Consider the following 17,596-nt stretch of genomic DNA (forward strand, 5'->3'; position numbering starts at 1 on the left):
CATGATTGTTTTTCACGAAGGCTTGCCGCGCTCGGGAAAGTCATATGAGGCGATGGTTAATCAGGTGTTGCCGGCAATTAAGTCCGGCAGAAAGGTCTATTCCAACATAAAGGGGATGAATCACGCCAAAATAGCTGCCGTACTTGAAATGGATGAGAATCAGGTGCAAGAGTTGCTTTTTCAAGTTGAATGGGAAAAGACAACTGAAATAAACACTTTCGTCACCAATGATTCGCTCGTGGTTATCGATGAGGTGCAGGATTTTTGGCCTACGCGAGCCGCAAAGCGAATGGCGAATGATGTGCAGCAATGGTTTACGCAGCATGGTCATTTGGGTCTCGATATTGTGTGCTGCGGGCAGGATATACGCGACGTTGACCCGATCATTAGGCGTCGGGTGGATCAGAAAATTGTGTTCCGAAAGCAGGATGCCTTGGGTCGGGCGTCAAAATATTCTTGGGTAAATCACAAAGCGACGGCATCAGAAAAATTTGAACCGATTTCAAAGGGTGTTGGGAAGTATGATGAAAAATACTTCGGCGTCTACCAATCGCATCGCCCGGAAACGACAAATAAAGAAACAAAGCATGACGATCGTTCGATTCTGTGGAAAACGCCGGGATTTAAGTATGGATTGCCGGCCGCTGCAATTGCGGCCATTTTGGCAGCCAACTTTCTTTTTGGGTTCTTCACAAAACCCAATGCTTTGGTTAATTCACCCAATGCCGCGACGCAACTGCCGGCGCCGATGGATGCAAGGTATACAACCTTGATGACAAGGCCGCCTGAACCAATGACGGCTCCTGTTTTGACGCCCGTGCCGGCGCCGGTCCCTACATCTGTGCCGGTTATGCAGGACTACTTCACGAACGCATTGAAGCAAGGCCGGCCGCGCCTGGGCGGCTATGTCGTGAACGCCTATGGGCGAATCGGTGGATACGTTGAATTTCTGGACGATGGCTATCGGGTCAAAGACATGTTGACGTTCGCGCAGCTTCTGGATCTCGGGTTCACGGTGAAGCCAATCACTGATGGTGTCGTACTGATAAACGACCTCACCGGCGAGAAAACGGTAATTACCGCATGGCCGATTGATCCGTTTGGCCGGGTCAGCGACATCCAGCGTCGCGAAATGTCCTCAATGAAGGCTAGCTAAGGGAGTTGTATGAAAAGAGTCGTCATCATCGCCCTGATCCTCACCGGCTGCGCCAGCATTGAGCGATCGCCAGAGCAGCGGCGTCTTGACTTCATCGCGTGGGCCGAGTGTCCCATACGCTCCCCGAGGCCAACCGATTGTCGTTAAGTGGCATAATCATGAGGTTCATTTTGGGAGGTGAGCGGGAGATGGTTAGATTAGAGCGGTGGATAAAGGCTAGTCATGTGCTTGCGGCGTATGCTCCAAAGAGAGCCTTCATCGTCGTAACCTGTCAAGACTTGGCGCGGCTGGATGTGAAATTAATTTCAGAGGATGAGCTTGTTACTCAGCAGCTCAAGTTGAATAATGAGGTTGGCGTGTTTTCTGAAACAAGCGCTTATTCATATTTTTGGGTTTTGGGCGGTTATGAGTTAGTTAGAGCGCTTGATCAAAGGGCCCGGGAAGATTCGGATTTTTTTCCAGATTTTAGTCAGGCAATAAATGATTTGAAGCACCAGTTTGAGAGGGTGCGAGTCCCTCTTGCGAAATTTGAGCCTGCGGGGCGCCATAGAAGGACGGATGATGACATTGCAGTTCCGGGTTTTAATTATGATCTTGGTACCATGTGGCGGGTAGCTCCTGATGTTTGGATTTCTCGACGCGAACTCTCGGATGGTCTGTTAAACCTTTTGGAGCTGATGGCCAGTAAGGGCTGATTGCAACTGCCACATCACGATGTTCGCCGGTGAAAAACAAAGCCCCAAGTTGGGGCTTTTTCGTTGCTGCAGCTCATGCTATAGGTATTGCTTGGGTTCTCACGTCACATAGCTATGGCTCGCAACTTCCTTCTCTTCTCTGCTGCTTTGCTCATCATTACGGGCGCTGTGATGCATTTCCTCGGCCCGTTCTCGTTCATGGTCGGCTCGGCCTACGTCACGTTGGCGTTGCCGTGGCAGCAGCGCCCATCGGCCCTTCGGCAGCTTGAGGTTGTCCTGGAGCCGGCAGGGCAGGCTGGGGATTATCAGGTGCCAGTGGAACAAGTAGAGCCAGCGCCTTCACTCGAAAACCGTGATGAAAGTACGCGAGTTAAGCGCCCGTCCGCTCCTGAGGATGGCGTTTACAAGTGCAAATCGTCTTCTGGTGGTGTCCTGTATCAGCAGACCCCTTGTGAGCGCGATACGCTCAAGCGTGACACGCTCTAAGGCCGATAGCGGTTATTGCAAGCCGGAAGACGCCCAGTCCCGCAAAGCTCCGTCATCAGCCCGTGCTGTTCCTTGCCCTCGGTGCAGGGGTCCGAGGGTGCCGGGGTCGAATCCCCCGGCAGGACACGGGCGTTACGCTGCAGCGTGACTTGTCACGTAAATAGGTTGGTCAGCATCAGCCCCCAGCGCGCTTCAAGCCCGCATTGCTGCTTGTAGAAATCACGCTGACGCAACGTGCCGTCCAGTAGCTCGGCTTGCTGTTCGGTGAGGCGTCGATCGATGCGGTAATGGTCGATGAATTCCAGCTCGATCTGCCTGGGCGCTGCGGCCGGCGTCATGCCAGGTGCGCAGATGCGGTCCTCGATAAAGCGCCAGCCAGCCCACGGCCCGAACGGCACGCGGCCCAGCGCCCGGAACAACAGCAACTGATAGGCCATGTATGGCACCGGCTCACGACCGGCACGCCATGCTTCGGCCGTGGTAATTCCGACGCCGCAAACCTCTGCAATTTCCGACACGCTGAGCGAGAACAGCGCGTGCATCAGATCGGCCAGGTCAGACTTAAACTCCGTTCTTGGGAATCTGCGTTCCATTTTTCACCCCTGTAAAAGCAAACACCCGCAAGAAGCGGGTGTAGGTTCCGTGCAACAAAGCATGTGTTATAGGAAACCGTTCGTCGGGATGAAAGGGGGTCGAAACAGCGCCTTGAGGAATGACAGCTTTCTTAGGAAACCTCGGATGTAACTTGACATAATATACATTATTTGTATTTATGGTGCTGCAAAGGCAAATTTCTGCGCCAGATCAAATCCTGTTGCATTGCTGGAGCGTATCTTGAGCTTGCGGCCGTCGGGTGGTGATGACGATAGCGCGGCACTAAGGTAACGCGCGCGCTATCAAACGGACAACACGCCATCCTTTCGGGCCATCCATACATAGCTAGGAGAACACCGATGACAGTTACCAATGTGCAGGAACTGGACGCACTGGTCGCTCGGGTCAAGAAAGCGCAGCAGCTGTTTGCTACATATTCCCAACAGCAGGTCGACGAGATCTTTCGTTGCGCGGCCTTGGCTGCGGCCGATGCACGGATTCCGCTGGCCAAGATGGCCGCTAGCGAAACTGGTATGGGTGTCGTCGAGGACAAGGTGATCAAGAACCACTTTGCCTCCGAATATATCTACAACAAGTACAAGGACGACAAGACCTGTGGCGTCGTCTCAACCGACGACAACTTCGGCACCATCACCATCGCCGAGCCGATCGGCATCATCTGCGGCATCGTGCCCACCACCAATCCGACGTCAACCGCCATCTTCAAGGCACTGATTTCGCTGAAGACACGCAACGCTGTCATTTTCAGCCCGCACCCGCGCGCCAAGAAATCCACTACCGAGGCTGCGCGTCTGGTACTGGAAGCCGCGGTTAAGGCCGGCGCACCCAAGGACATCATCGGTTGGATCGATACACCATCGGTCGAACTCTCCAACCACCTGATGCGCCATCCGGATGTAAACCTGATTCTGGCTACCGGCGGCCCGGGCATGGTGCGCGCGGCGTATTCCAGCGGCAAGCCGGCGATCGGCGTCGGTGCCGGCAACACGCCGGTGGTGATCGATGAAACCGCCGATATCAAGCGCGCCGTTGCCTCGATTCTGATGTCGAAGACCTTCGATAACGGCGTGGTCTGTGCGTCTGAGCAGGCCGTCATCGTGGTCGATGCCATCTACGACAAGGTACGCGAACGTTTTGTGCAGCATGGTGGCCATCTGCTGAACAAGAAAGATACCGAGGCCGTGCGCAAGGTGATTCTGGTCAATGGCGGGCTCAATGCCGACATCGTTGGCCAGAGCGCGATCAAGATTGCCGAGATGGCGGGCGTCAAGGTGCCGCCGTATACCAAGGTGTTGATCGGCGAGGTGACCTCGGTCGGCGAGGAAGAAGCCTTCGCGCATGAAAAGCTGTCGCCCACGCTCGGCATGTATCGCGCCAAGGATTTCTACGACGCGGTAAGCAAGGCCGAAGCGCTGGTGGCACTGGGCGGGATCGGTCATACCTCTTCGCTTTATACCGACCAGGATCTGCAGCCAGAGCGCATCAAGTACTTTGGCGACAAGATGAAGACGGCGCGGATCCTGATCAATACGCCCTCCTCCCAAGGCGGGATTGGCGACCTCTACAACTTTGCGCTGGCACCCTCGCTGACGCTGGGTTGCGGCTCATGGGGTGGCAACTCGATCTCGGAAAATGTCGGTCCGCAACACTTGATCAACAAGAAAACCGTCGCCAAGAGGGCCGAAAACATGTTGTGGCACAAACTGCCCAAGAGCATCTATTTCCGCCGTGGCAGCCTGCCCTTCGCGCTGGAAGAACTCAAGGACAAGCGCCGCGCGGCCATCGTTACCGGCAGTTATCTGTTCAACAATGGCTACTGCGATGAAACCATCCATATCCTCAAGCAGATGGGCCTTGAAGTTGAAGTGTTTTATGAAGTAGAGGCCGACCCAACGCTGGAAGTGGTACGCAAGGGTACGCAAATGCTCAACACCTTCAAGCCGGACGTGATCGTGGCGCTGGGTGGCGGTAGCCCGATGGATGCAGCCAAGATCATGTGGGTGTTGTACGAGCATCCGGACGTCCATTTCGAGGATCTGGCGCTGCGTTTCATGGATATCCGCAAGCGGATCTATCAGTTCCCCAAGCTGGGCGCCAAGGCACAGCTCGTTGCCATCCCGACCACCTCGGGCACTGGCTCGGAAGTCACGCCGTTTGCCGTGGTCACCGATGAAAAAACCGGCAAGAAGTACCCGATTGCCGATTACGAGCTCACGCCAAACATGGCCATTGTCGATCCGAACCTCGTGATGAACATGCCCAAGAGCCTCACGGCCTATGGCGGTATCGATGCGGTGACGCACGCGCTGGAAGCTTATGTGTCGGTGATGGCGAACGAATATTCCGATCCGCAGGCGCTGCAGGCCCTCAAGCTGCTGGGGCAGTACCTGCCCTCCTCCTACGCCAACGGTGTGAACGATCCGAAGGCACGCGAAATGGTGCATAGTGCCGCCACCATTGCGGGGATCGCCTTTGCCAATGCTTTCCTCGGTGTGTGCCACAGCATGGCGCACAAGATCGGCGCCGAGTTCCATCTGGCGCACGGCCTGGCCAACGCGCTCTTGATCAGTAATGTGATCCGCTACAACGCGGTGGACATTCCGACCAAGCAGACTGCATTCAGCCAGTACGACCGGCCGATCGCCAAGTGCCGCTACGCCGACATCGCCGAGCACCTGGGGCTCAAGGGCCGCAACGACGACGAGAAGGTGGAAAGCCTGGTGGCGTGGGTGGATAACCTCAAGACCGCGCTGGATATTCCGGCGTCGATCCAGGCCGCCGGCGTTCCGGAAAAGGAATTCCTCGCCAAGCTCGACGTGGTGGCGGAAGAAGCGTTCGACGACCAATGCACCGGCGCCAACCCGCGTTTCCCGTTGATCAGCGAAATCAAGCAATTGCTGGTCGACAGCTACTATGGCCGGCCGTACGTGGAAACGTATGCGCGCGAGGTAAAGTAAGCAGGGAGCCTGAGTAAGCTTCATGGAAAAACCCGGTGCATGCCGGGTTTTTCATTTCAGGGAGGCTCAGCCCGGCGACCAAAGTCTGGCATGGCGGTTCTAGCCAGTGGCGCGAAACGTACTGGACCATCAGGGCTTTGTGAGCTGCTCTTAATACGGCGCGTGTCGAGCGTTGCTGTTGCGCGAGTCCGCAGCGTTCAGTTGATCAAGGAACGTGCTGACGGCGCTCCAGCAGGCGGTGCGATCCACAATATTGTTGTGATTGGCATCCGCAAGGTTTTTCCATTGTTTAGGGCCTGCCCACGCGTCGAATAGTCGCCGTGAATGCGCGGGCTTGATGTACCCATCCTGATCGGCAACGACCATCAGTACCGGCGCATGAATGCCCGGAGCGCGCGAAGCCGAATCGAACGGGTGCTTGAGCAACAGCCCGACTGGCAGGAATGGATATATTTCCTGCGCAACGTCGCGCACGCTGTCGTAGGGGGAAATCAGCACCACGCCGGCCAGCGGCCGCTGTTGGGCCAGATAAACCGCGACACCGGTTCCCAGACTGCGCCCCAGCGCTACGATTTTGCTGTTGTCCACGCCAGGGTGGTGCGATATGGCATCGTAAATCGTCAGCGCATCAGCCTGCATCGCCCGCTCGCTCGGATGGCCCGTGCTCCGCCCGTAGCCGCGATAGTTCATCAGCAGGATGTTCCAATATTTAAAGAAGTGACGCTTCCCGGCAAACCACGACACCTCCTCATCGTTGCCGCCAAAGAAAATCAGCGTGGGGGCCGGTTCGTCGGTATCGGCGTGCAACAGCCAGCCATGCAAGCGCTGTCCATCCGGCGTAGCCACGCTGATGGTCTGCGCACGCTGCTCTGGCTGAGCGAGCTTACGTGCCGCCACCACATCGGGCTTGGGCGGGAAAAAGATCATCTGTTCCTGGTAGAGGAAGAAGTAGCCGAAGACAGACAGCAGCGCGAGTACGGGAACAAGCAGCAGCCAGGAAAGTACTCGCTTGGCGGACAGTCTGGATTTCCTGGGCAATGTGGCTGCCATCGGCAGGCAAGGCTGCGGCTCGGCTTGCGGCACTTGGCGGGGGGGCGCTAGGGGGTGATTGATGCCGTTGCGGCGTTGTCTCCCTAGCATTCCGGGCGCTCTGCTAATGAAGGCGTCGCGAAGCTTTCGGGTTGTTCGCTTGCACGGCGATCGTTACGGGCGGGGGCCATGTCGAATCCAATAAATGCGGTCACGTCCTGCAGCACATGCCCAGGCAAATTGGCGCAAGGACGCATCAGTCAGGCTTTGATCCGATCGTTGTACCGCGCGCTGAGCTCGGTCAGCGGTGCGAAGCGGTCGCCGCTGATTGGGTCCGGGCGCGACGATGATACCTAAATAACAAATAATCAAGAAAGAAAACGTAGTGAATATATAAGCAACTCCTTTAATTTACTGTCCGTTGGATTGCCTTTACCATCAGCGCCAATTTATTAGGTCCCGTGGAACGAAGGCATGAATCCAGCCCCCACTAGGTCCCGCCGACCCGCTGCACTGGCTGGCCTGCTGCCGTTTGCGCGCCCCTATCGCGCGCGCATCCTGCTGGCACTGTTGTTCCTCGTCCTCGGCGCAGCTGCCACCCTTGCCCTGCCGGTCGCGATCCGCAGCCTGCTGGACCAAGGCTTGTTCGATACGGACTCGGCGCAGCACGGGGCTCGCCTGTTGATGCTGCGGGGCCACTTCCTATTGCTGTTCGGCGTGGCCATCGCCATCGGCGTCTTTACCTCGGCGCGCTACTTTCTGGTGACCTGGCTGGGCGAACGCATCACGGCCGACCTGCGCAACGCCGTCTACGCCCATGTATTGCGACAAAGCCCCGCATTTTTCGAGTCAGCCCATACCGGAGAAGTACTCAGCCGACTGACCACCGATACCTCGCTGGTACAGACCGTGGTTGGCACTTCGCTGTCGATGGGGCTGCGCAATCTGATGATGGGCGCCGGGGCGCTGGGCATGCTGGTGTGGACCGCCCCGTGGATGATGCTGCTGGTGTTCTGTGGACTGGCGTTTATTGTCGCGCCTTCCGTCTGGATCGGGCGGCGCGTGCGCAAGCTGTCGCGCGCGAGCCAAGATCGTGTGGCGGATTCCAGCGCCATCGCGACGGAAGTGCTGAATGCGGTCTCCGTGGTGCAGAGCTATACGGCTGAGGCGCGCGAATCGGCCCGGTTTGCCACAGCAACCGAACACGCTTTCCAGACGGCGGTTCGGCGAACGGTATCTCGCTCGGCGCTGGTGGCCTTTATCACCATCGCAACCTCCGCCATCCTGCTTTGGGGGCTCTACCAAGGCGCCGAGTCGGTCATGGCGGGGCGCATGAGCACTGGCGAGCTGAGCCAAACCGTGGTTTACGTCATCATCCTTGCCGGTGCCGCGTCCATCATGAGCGAGGTATATGGCGACTTGTTGCGCGCTGCCGGTGCCACCGAACGCCTGATCGAACTGCTGCATACCGAATCCATCATCGTCTCCCCCGACCAGCCCGTGGCTGCGCCGAAAGTCGGCGGCGGCTGTGCGCTGGCTTTATGCGATGTCGGTTTCCACTACCCCTCCCGCCCTCAAAGCCCAGCGTTGCAGCGGCTGTCATTCTCGATCGCCCCTGGTGAGACCGTCGCGCTGGTCGGCCCAAGCGGTGGGGGCAAGACCACGGTGTTCCAGCTGCTGCAACGCTTCTACGACCCACAGCACGGCGAGCTGTTGATCGACGGCGTACCCATACGCCGGTTGTCGCTCGAACAACTGCGCCAGCGCATCGGCATCGTGCCTCAGGAAGCCTCGATGTTCTCTGGCACCGTACTGGACAACATCCGCTATGGGCGGCCCGATGCCTGCCTCGACGAGGTTGAGGCCGCTGCCCGCGCGGCGTTCGCCCATGACTTCATCGTTGCCCTGCCCGATGGCTATCAAACCGTTCTTGGCGAGCGTGGCATGCGGCTGAGCGGCGGTCAGCGACAGCGTATCGCCATCGCTCGGGCCATGCTCAAGAACCCACCTCTACTCCTGCTCGATGAAGCCACCAGCGCCCTCGACGCGCACAGCGAGCGCATGGTGCAGGCAGCGCTCGATGCCATCATGGTTGATCGCACCACATTGGTGATCGCGCATCGGCTGGCCACGGTACAGCAGGCTGACCGTATCTTGGTGCTGGACCACGGCCGGCTGGTCGAGCACGGCTCGCATGCCAGTCTGATTGCGGCCAACGGGCTGTATGCCAAGCTCGCGGCGCTGCAGTTTGCCGCCACGCCCACCGCCGCTCCGACCATTGCACCTTTCCAGTTCGGCGTAGTGGAGAAAGAGATTTGAAATATGTTTGTTGCCAACGCATCAACCACGCAAAAGGCAGCAAAATCATATCGAAAAGAATAAATAGAATATTTACATCTTTGGCTTTCGCCACGCTTCAACGGAAAATTCTTTCCGGCTCACGGGGGCGTGTACCTACCAGACGGACCTGACACGCGATGACTATGCAGCACGACACGATCACGCCGGAAATGGTGGTTCAGCGTCAACTGGACGCCTATAACGCACACGACCTTGCCGGCTGGTTGGCAACCTATGCGCAGGATGCGGTCCAGTACCAGTTTCCGGATACGGTGCTGGCCTCTGGCATTGACGCGATTGCCGACCGCGCCGCAAGCCGCTTCGCTGAGCCGAATCTGCACGCGGCGCTGAAGCACCGCACCGTTTGCGGCAATGTGGTTATCGACAGCGAGGACGTCATACGCACCTTCCCCGAAGGGCCAGGCCGCATGGCGATGGTCGCGATCTATCAGGTCGTCGAGGGCCGGATCAAGACCGCGTCCTTTGTTTTCGGCGACAAAGTACTCGACTGAGGGCCCGGTGGAGATTCCCTCCTTGGTCATCGCCAGTGGCATGCAGGCGATGGCGGCAGCCTGGGTGAATGCGTTGCCCGTCACCCTCGTGGACTTCGCCGGCACACTGGCGATCGCCGCGGGCGTCTTGTTGCTCGAATGCGTGCTGCTGGGGTGGTCACGGTCATCGTCACAGGCCTTGCTGCGCCCCAAGGGCAGTGCACGCAATGACCTCTGGGCTATGCTACTGGTCGGCCTGGGGCTGGCTTGGCCTCTGGCGCAGATGATGCTGGCCGGCCTGCCCGAATGGCTGAAAGAAGCCGTTGTTGCAGGGGGCAAGGCGGCAAGCCCTGATCTTTCCAACCCCATGCTGCTTACGCTGCTGTGGTTCCTCTGCTATGACCTCACGATGTACTGGATACACCGCTGGTCGCACGCCATCCCCGCGCTATGGGCCTTGCACAGTTACCACCACAGCGCAGACCGGATGACGGTCCTGACGCGCTTTCGCTTTCATCCGCTCGAAGAGGCCCTGTATACGATAGCCTTTGCCGGCCTGCTGGCCTTGCTGCCCGTGCCAGCGCAGCATGTTTTTATGCTGCTGGGCGTGTCGATCGCCCATACCTGCCTCAAGCATTCCCGCATCATTCATGACTGGGGCTGGATAGGACGGCACATCCTGTCGTCACCGGCAGCCCATCATCTGCACCATTCCAGTAGCAGCACACACTATGGCCGCAACTATGCGACCACGTTCCAATTCTGGGACAACCTGTTCGGCACGGCCTGCTACGCGGATAGAGCCAGTACGGCCAGCCTGAGCTACGGCGTCCCCGGCACGCCAGGCGACGATGCGGTGCTGCTCACGCTGTGGCGTCACTACGTGCTCTTCGTCAAAGCCTTGCTTCCTCCCATCTGGCGCCCGCGCCCCTCCCGGAACTGATCTCACGCCATGGAACCCACCCGAATCACGCGCAATGCAAGCCTGCCGGAGCGCAGGCTATTCAAATATTCACGCTGGGATGCGTTCAATGTGGTCATCATCCCGCTGCATATCGGCTTCTTTGTTTGGCTGGCGTGCGCCTTCCACTCGCTGCCGCTATGGGCCTTGCTGGTGCTGGTACCGGTGCAGTTCGCCATTTCGCTCCAGAATGCCGGCGCCAATCACAACCACTTCCACACGCCCTTCTTTACCGTGCGCGGGCTCAACACCTTGACGCGCATGGGTTTTTCCATGACTGCCGCACCCAAGACGCCACACAATATCGGGCACGGCCTGCATCATGCCAACCCGCGGTCGTGGAACAACGATACGTTGCTGGGCACGCTCGGGCTCAAGCGAGCCTGGCACGTGCAACTGCTGGCGTTCGCGCAATACGTGGCAGAGTCTCTGGGCCTGAAATATCTGGTCTTGCTCTACCTGCTCGAAATCAAGCAATGGCCGTCGGAGCGGCTTGCGGCGTTGGCGGCGCCGGGCGAGCCGGAACTGGGCAAGCGCTTTTTCGACAAGATCAGGGCTCCCCACAAGCTGCGTGAGGCCAAGCTCGATCTTGCCGCTTGGATGATGTTCCGCATCGCGCTATGCGTGATCGACTGGCGTTTCTTCCTGTTTTATTTCGTTCCCGTCGCTTATGTGGTCGATACCGTCCGGTTGGCGGAGAACTTCCTGCAGCATTGGGGTGCCACTGACCCGGCCGACGCGAGCCGTGACTCGGTAAGCAGCTACGGCCGTTGGTATAACTGGCTGACCTTTAATTTGGGCTATCACCAGGAACATCACTACCGTCCTGGCGCGCACTGGCAGCAACTCCCGCTATTACGCCAGCAACTGCCAGCCGACCGGCGCACCGTGCCCTACACGCACTACATCAATATCCCGCTGTTCTACCCCGAGCTTGCAGTGAGGCTAGCTCGCGCCAAAGAACAGGCATCAGCTGCCACCAATGCCTGAGCCTATCCAATGACTTCCCGCGCGCCAATCCGGTACGCGAGGCAGGTCGAACGCCCCATTGCGAACATCTAGTCATGCCACTTGCGACGCTCCCAGACCTGCATACCCTGTTCGATATCCTGCGCCATCGTGCTTCGGCAGCCTCGGGCTGGGCAGACCGGCCTGCTTTTACCTATCTGAACGACGGCGAGCAGATCGGCACTGAACTGAGCTACGCCGAGCTGGATGCGCGCGCTCGCGCGCTTGCAGCCCACCTGCAGCGGCATACCCGGCCGGGTGAGCGCGTGCTGCTGGTCTATCCACCTTGCGTCGATTACATCGTCGGCTTTTACGCCTGCGTCTATGCCGGCGTGATCGCGGTGCCTACCGTGACGCCAAGCAATGCCCGCACCTTGCCCAGATTGCGCGCCATGGCGATCGACTGCCAACCGGCGGTTGCACTGACTCTGCAAAGCATCGTCGATACCGTAACGGCCTGGCCGCAGGATGGCACGGACGATCCGCTACCCCGGCTGCGTTGGCTGGCCAGCGATCACGTCACGGACGACGGCGCCGGCTGGCATGCGCCGAACACCCGGGCCGATGACATCGTTTTCCTGCAATACACCTCCGGCTCAACGGGCACGCCCAAAGGGGTCATGGTCAACAACGCCAGCCTGCTCGCCAATGCCAAACTCAGTCGTCAGGCTTACCGGATCGAGGAAGGCGACGTCTTTGTCTCCTGGTTGCCGCCGCACCATGATTTTGGCTTGATTGGCGCCACCATCATTCCGGTCTGCGTGGGCGGACATTGCGTACAGTTCCCGCCTGCAAGCTTCCTGATGCGCCCCTATCGCTGGCTGGAGCTCATCAGCCGCTACCGCGCCCGTATCACGGGTGCTCCCAATTTTGCCTATCAACTGTGCGTGCAACGGATCAGCGATGGCGAAAAACAGACGCTGGATCTGAGCAGCCTGGCCATCACCGTCAACGGCGCGGAGCGCATCAGGGCTGAAACGCTGCGCCAGTTCGCGGCCGCATTTGCGCCGTGCGGGTTGGCCCCCGAGAGCATGACGCCCTCGTATGGAATGGCCGAGTCGGTGCTGATGGCATCGGCCAATCTGGCCACACCGAGCGGGCAGACGCCGAAGGTCTGCAGTATCAGCAAGTCGGCGCTGGAGTCTGGGCAGATCCAGCCGGGTACTAACGAGCAGGACACCGCGGAAGTGGTGCTCACGGGGGCAGGCCTCACGATCAACCACCGTGTGGTCATCGTCGATCCGGCCAGCGCCGCCGCATTACCCTCCGGGCAGGTTGGCGAAGTGTGGATACAGGGGACCACGGTCGCCAGCGGCTATTGGGGGCGACCGGAAGAGAGCGAGCAGGTGTTTCGCGCCCGCTTGGCCTCGGAGGCGGGCACCTGGCTGCGCACGGGTGACCTTGGCTTCATGCGGGAAGGGGGCTTGTACATCACGGGCCGCATCAAGGAAGTGATGATCTTCAACGGCCGTAACATCTATCCCCAGGATGTGGAGATCACGGTCGAGTCGCTCGATCCGGCATTTCGTGCCAATGGTTGCGCGGCCTTTGCGTTGGAAGAAGGGGCAACGACCTCGCTGGTGATCGTGCAGGAGCTCGATCGTCGGCAGCAGCCGGATCTGGAGGGGCTCGTGGCGCGCCTGCGCACGGCATTGGCCGAACGGCATGAGATTCTCGATCTGGCCGCAGTGCTGCTGGTCAGGGCTGGCCATATCCCGCGGACGTCCAGCGGAAAAATCCAGCGCGGGCGCTGCCGGGAGCTATTCGAGACCGCCGCTATCGCTTCGGTTTGGTCGTGGCGACAGGAGGATGACGTTCACGGCGACGAGGTTGCCTATCCTGAGACGCCGACCGAAATACAGTTGCTGCAAGCCTGGTGCGATGCCTTTGGCCGTCGCGATATCACGGTCGTTGATAATTTCTTCCGGCTCGGCGGGCATTCGCTGCTCGCCACCACGCTGATTGCCCGCCTGCGCGACGAATTTGGCGTCGACCTGCCGTTGCCCGTGCTGTTCCATGCGCCAACGATCAGGGCGCTGGCGCGTGAAATTGATGCTGCACGTGGCAGTAGCAGCATCGCGCTGCCCGCGATCATCCACGGCGAGCAGGGGGATAGGCTGCCGCTGAGCTTTGCACAGCAGCGCTTCTGGTTCCTCGACCAATATCAGCCCGGCAATCCGTTCTACACCGTACCGCTGGCGTTGACCCTGGCTGGCGAGATCGATGCAGCCGTGTTGCAGCGTGCTGTCGATGCATTGGTGGAGCGACACGCACCACTGCGCACCGTATTTGCAGAACAGGCGGGGCAGCCGGTACAGATCATCTGCGCCGATCTGCGCATTCCGCTGCGGGTGATCGATCTAAGCGCGTTGGCGGCAGATGAGGCTGAACGCCAGACCGATACCGAAATCCGCGCCGAAGCGCACCACGCCTATGACCTTGGCTCCGGCCCGCTGATGCGCGTGACGTTGCTGCGGCGCGAGGGCGGGCCCAATACCTTGCTCTTGTCGTTCCATCACATCATCTACGACGGCAGCTCCACCCTGCCCTTGCTGGATGAACTGAACCGGTTGTATGCCGCACTGCGGGGCGCTCCGTCGGCGTCGCTTGCGCCATTGCACGTCGATCATGCCGACTACGTGACATGGGAAGCACGTCATTTCACGGGCGCATGGCTCGATATGCAGTTGGCCTGGTGGCGAACCGAACTGGAAGGCGTGCCTGCGCTGCTGGCACTGCAGACGGATCGCCCTCGGCTGCCTGGTAATCGTCGTAGTGGCGCGGTAGAGCGGCTGACCCTGTCGCCCGAGTTGGTCCAGGGCCTGGTGGCCATGGGCGGGCGCTGCAATGCCACGCTGTTCATGGTGTTGGCGGCAGCCATGAACGCCTTGCTCTACCGCCAAACCGGGCAGGAGAATTTCTGCCTGGGCGTGATGACCGCCAACCGGCCGGCGGGTACCGAAAGGCTGATCGGCAACTTCATCAATGTGATCCCGCTGCGAGCCCACATCGATCACGACCAGTCATTCGACAAACTGCTGGCTGATACTGCCGTGCGCTTGCTGGCAGGCTACGAGCGGCAGCTGCCATTCGAATTGATCCTGCAGCACTTGGCGCCGCAACGCGAAGCGACTTGGCAGCCTTATGTGCAAGTGGTGCTCAATTTCCATAGCGAACTGGCCCTCGAGGATGCATCGGGGCAATGGCAGGGTGCACAGGCACTGCAGATTGCTGGCCGCCATCCGGCCAGCATCCTGCATGCGGCGTTTGACATCAAGGTTGAAATCCAGCATCACGATGATGGCCTCGCAGTCGACTTCGAATACAGCACCGAGTTGTTTGATGCCGCCACCATCGCCAGCCTGGCCCGCCAATTCCATACCCTGCTCACCGCCCTGCCCAGCCAGGCGCACCGCCCCCTCGCCGCGCTGCCCCTGCTCGAGCCCAGCGAGCGGCAACGCCTGCTGCAGGCCGGCCAGGGACCACACACGCCCCTGCCCGAACACACGCTCACCGCGCTGTTCGAGGCCCAGGCCGCCCGCACCCCACACGCCCCCGCCGTCTGCTGCGGCACGGTCCAGCTCGACTATGCCACCCTCAACCAGCGCGCCAATCAGCTGGCACATCAGCTGCGCCAGCTGGGGGTCGGCCCGGATCAGCTGGTCGCGCTGTGCGTCGAGCGCGGGGTTGACCTGCTGATCGGCCTGCTGGGCATCCTCAAGGCCGGCGCGGCCTATGTGCCGCTCGATCCCGATTACCCGCCGCAACGCCTGGCCTGGATGCTGCAAGACACCGCCGCGCCGGTGCTGCTGACCCAGGCGGCGCTGCAACCCCGGCTGCCGGCACACCCGCAGGTATGGTGTCTGGACCGCGACTGGTCGCGCATCGCGACCCAGCCGGTCGACAACCCACCCGACTTGGCGTTGCCGCAGCATCTGGCGTATTGCATCTATACCTCCGGTTCGACCGGCACCCCCAAGGGCGCCATCAATACCCGGCAAGGTTTGCTCAATCTGCTGCAGTGGTATGCCGATCCGGCGCTGGGCAGCGTGGAGCGGGTGCTGCTGGCCAGCTCGCCCAGCTTCGATCTGACGCAGAAGAACCTGTTCGCACCGCTGTTGGCCGGCGGCCTGCTGGTCATTCCCGAGGGGCCGCTGGCCGACGTGACGGCCTTGCAGACGGCCGTGCGTACCCATCGTCCGACCCGCATCAACTGTGCGCCGTCGGCCTTCCGCGCCTTCCAGTTGCCGCCGGACTGCCCGGTGCCGACGGTGGTGCTGGGCGGCGAACCCATTGATGCCGCGCTGGCGGCGACCCTGGCGGCGCAGGGGGTGACGCTGGTCAACTCCTATGGGCCGACCGAATGCGCCGATGTGGCGGTCTGGCATGCCCAGACCACGGCGGCCGGTGAGGTGCCACTGGGGCGGCCGTTGCCGAATGTGCGGGTGTACGTGCTGGACGAGGCTTGGCAGCCGGTGCCCAGTGGGGTGATCGGTGAGCTGTATCTGGCCGGCAGCGGGGTGGCGCGGGGTTATCTGCATCGCCCGGAGCTGACGGCCGAGCGATTCGTGCCCGACCCGTTCGGGCCTCCCGGCAGCCGCATGTACCGCACCGGCGATCTGGTGCGCTGGCGTGCCGATGGCTGCCTGGCCTTCCTGGGGCGGGCCGACCAGCAGGTGAAGCTGCGCGGGCTGCGCATCGAGCCGGGCGAGATCGAACAGGCCTTGTTGCAATGCGCCGGAGTGCGTGCGGCGGCGGTCCTGGTGCGCGAGGACCAGCCGGGGCAGCAACGGTTGGTGGCCTATGTGGCGGGCACGGTGTCGGTGGCGCTGCTGCGGACCGCGCTGCAGGCCAGCCTGCCGGCCTATATGGTGCCGACGGCCTGGGTCGTGCTGGAGGCCTTGCCGCTCAATCCCAATGGCAAGACCGATCGGGCGGCGTTGCCGGTGCCGGACGAGGCGGCGCTGGCGATCAGCAGTGCCTACCAGGCGCCGGGCACGCCGACCGAGATCGCGCTGGCTGCGATCTGGGCCGAGGTGCTGGGCCTGAGCCGGGTTGGGGTGCAGGACAACTTCTTCGAACTGGGCGGCCACTCCTTGTTGGCGGCACAAATTGTCTCGCGCATACAGACCCAGATGCAGATCCAGGCCCCGGTAAGGCTGTTTTTTGACTCACCCACGATAGCGCAGCTCGCGGCGCGCCTGGATGCGCATGCATCGAGGCCACCCGCTGCAGTTTCCGCCATTCCCAGACTGGCTCGGCGCAACAGTCTTGCCCAAACGCCCTGAGCGAGCGATGGCACTTCGCCCCCACCACGACTTGAGCATCAACCGGAAAAGCCCCGCATGACCCAGATCGACATGGATCAGTTCGCTACCTCATTCGCCCAGCAGCGGCTCTGGTTCCTGGACCAGTATCAACCCGGCTCCTCGCAATACAACATCCCAGCGGCATGCCGAGTGCGCGGCCAACTGGACCGGGAAGCACTGGCATGGAGCCTGGATGAAATCGTGCTCCGCCACGAAACGCTACGCACCGTTTTCGCGGTGGATGGCGAAATGCCCGTGCAATGCATTGCGGCGGCGTCACCGGTCCAATTGCATGAGATCGATCTGCGAGGCCAGGACGATGCCCAGATCCAGGCGCTGCAGCTTGCGCAGGACGAGGCGCAACGGCCATTCGATCTATCGAAAGGCCCGTTGTTGCGCGTTCTGCTGATCGAACTGGGCGATGACGATTACCTGCTGCAACTGACCTTGCACCATATCATTGCGGACGGCTGGTCGATCGGCGTGCTGTTGGCCGAGCTGGGCGCGCTGTACGACGCCTGCCGCCGGGGTGAGTCGTCCCCGCTGCCG

Annotated in this window: 12 protein-coding genes; 10 read left to right on the forward strand and 2 right to left on the reverse strand. The window is 60.5% G+C overall.

The window, feature by feature from the left end:
• The first annotated feature begins 1 nt into the window (after position 1).
• The 3 genes from NLI84_RS17465 to NLI84_RS17475 all read left to right on the forward strand — a co-directional run bounded on the left by NLI84_RS17465 (position 2) and on the right by NLI84_RS17475 (position 2,337).
• Positions 2-1,156, forward strand: a complete 1,155-nt coding sequence (locus tag NLI84_RS17465) for a zonular occludens toxin domain-containing protein (RefSeq protein ID WP_255992071.1) — start codon at positions 2-4, stop codon at positions 1,154-1,156.
• Positions 1,157-1,314: 158 nt separating this feature from the next.
• On the forward strand, positions 1,315-1,851 hold the full coding sequence (locus tag NLI84_RS17470; RefSeq protein ID WP_255992072.1) for a hypothetical protein: 537 nt from the start codon (positions 1,315-1,317) through the stop codon (positions 1,849-1,851).
• Positions 1,852-1,965: 114 nt separating this feature from the next.
• Complete coding sequence (locus NLI84_RS17475) at positions 1,966-2,337, forward strand: hypothetical protein (RefSeq protein WP_255992073.1); 372 nt, start codon at positions 1,966-1,968, stop codon at positions 2,335-2,337.
• 152 nt (positions 2,338-2,489) lie between these two features.
• On the opposite strand, the gene NLI84_RS17480 is transcribed toward NLI84_RS17475, so the two are convergent.
• On the reverse strand, positions 2,490-2,930 hold the full coding sequence (locus tag NLI84_RS17480; protein WP_255992074.1) for a hypothetical protein: 441 nt from the start codon (positions 2,928-2,930) through the stop codon (positions 2,490-2,492).
• Positions 2,931-3,290: 360 nt separating this feature from the next.
• On the opposite strand from NLI84_RS17480, the gene adhE reads away from it, so the two are divergent.
• Entirely contained in the window at positions 3,291-5,909 is a 2,619-nt protein-coding gene (gene adhE / locus NLI84_RS17485) for a bifunctional acetaldehyde-CoA/alcohol dehydrogenase (protein WP_255992075.1), read from the forward strand.
• Between the two features lie 150 nt (positions 5,910-6,059).
• Here adhE and NLI84_RS17490 read toward each other — a convergent pair whose 3' ends face one another.
• The gene (locus NLI84_RS17490) at positions 6,060-6,992 is read right to left on the reverse strand and encodes an alpha/beta hydrolase (protein ID WP_255992077.1); all 933 of its coding nucleotides are present in this window, start codon (positions 6,990-6,992) and stop codon (positions 6,060-6,062) included.
• Positions 6,993-7,412: 420 nt separating this feature from the next.
• On the opposite strand from NLI84_RS17490, the gene NLI84_RS17495 reads away from it, so the two are divergent.
• The 6 genes from NLI84_RS17495 to NLI84_RS17520 all read left to right on the forward strand — a co-directional run.
• Complete coding sequence (locus tag NLI84_RS17495) at positions 7,413-9,257, forward strand: ABC transporter transmembrane domain-containing protein (protein WP_255992078.1); 1,845 nt, start codon at positions 7,413-7,415, stop codon at positions 9,255-9,257.
• Between the two features lie 164 nt (positions 9,258-9,421).
• Positions 9,422-9,790 carry a nuclear transport factor 2 family protein gene (locus tag NLI84_RS17500; protein WP_255992079.1) on the forward strand — a complete coding sequence of 123 codons (369 nt, stop codon included), beginning with the start codon at positions 9,422-9,424 and terminating at the stop codon, positions 9,788-9,790.
• Between the two features lie 7 nt (positions 9,791-9,797).
• Positions 9,798-10,712: a sterol desaturase family protein gene (locus tag NLI84_RS19185; RefSeq protein WP_255992080.1), complete on the forward strand. Its 915-nt coding sequence runs from the start codon at positions 9,798-9,800 to the stop codon at positions 10,710-10,712.
• A gap of 9 nt (positions 10,713-10,721) precedes the next feature.
• Positions 10,722-11,720, forward strand: a complete 999-nt coding sequence (locus NLI84_RS17510; protein WP_255992081.1) for a fatty acid desaturase — start codon at positions 10,722-10,724, stop codon at positions 11,718-11,720.
• 74 nt (positions 11,721-11,794) lie between these two features.
• Complete coding sequence (locus tag NLI84_RS17515) at positions 11,795-17,026, forward strand: non-ribosomal peptide synthetase (protein ID WP_255992082.1); 5,232 nt, start codon at positions 11,795-11,797, stop codon at positions 17,024-17,026.
• A 57-nt stretch (positions 17,027-17,083) separates the two neighbouring features.
• The coding region (locus NLI84_RS17520) for a condensation domain-containing protein (RefSeq protein ID WP_255992083.1) at positions 17,084-17,596 on the forward strand (513 nt) is incomplete at its 3' end.

Origin of the sequence: Chitinolyticbacter albus (genome assembly GCF_024437655.1) — a bacterium.
GTDB classification, from domain to species: domain Bacteria; phylum Pseudomonadota; class Gammaproteobacteria; order Burkholderiales; family Chitinibacteraceae; genus Chitinolyticbacter; species Chitinolyticbacter albus.

Coding starts and splice junctions, on each gene's coding strand:
- NLI84_RS17465 (WP_255992071.1), top strand. CDS start 2: ATGATTGTTTTTCACGAAGGCTTGCCGCGCTCGGGAAAGTCATATGAG.
- NLI84_RS17470 (WP_255992072.1), top strand. CDS start 1,315: ATGAGGTTCATTTTGGGAGGTGAGCGGGAGATGGTTAGATTAGAGCGG.
- NLI84_RS17475 (WP_255992073.1), top strand. CDS start 1,966: ATGGCTCGCAACTTCCTTCTCTTCTCTGCTGCTTTGCTCATCATTACG.
- NLI84_RS17480 (WP_255992074.1), bottom strand. CDS start 2,930: ATGGAACGCAGATTCCCAAGAACGGAGTTTAAGTCTGACCTGGCCGAT.
- adhE (WP_255992075.1), top strand. CDS start 3,291: ATGACAGTTACCAATGTGCAGGAACTGGACGCACTGGTCGCTCGGGTC.
- NLI84_RS17495 (WP_255992078.1), top strand. CDS start 7,413: ATGAATCCAGCCCCCACTAGGTCCCGCCGACCCGCTGCACTGGCTGGC.
- NLI84_RS17500 (WP_255992079.1), top strand. CDS start 9,422: ATGCAGCACGACACGATCACGCCGGAAATGGTGGTTCAGCGTCAACTG.
- NLI84_RS17510 (WP_255992081.1), top strand. CDS start 10,722: ATGGAACCCACCCGAATCACGCGCAATGCAAGCCTGCCGGAGCGCAGG.
- NLI84_RS17515 (WP_255992082.1), top strand. CDS start 11,795: ATGCCACTTGCGACGCTCCCAGACCTGCATACCCTGTTCGATATCCTG.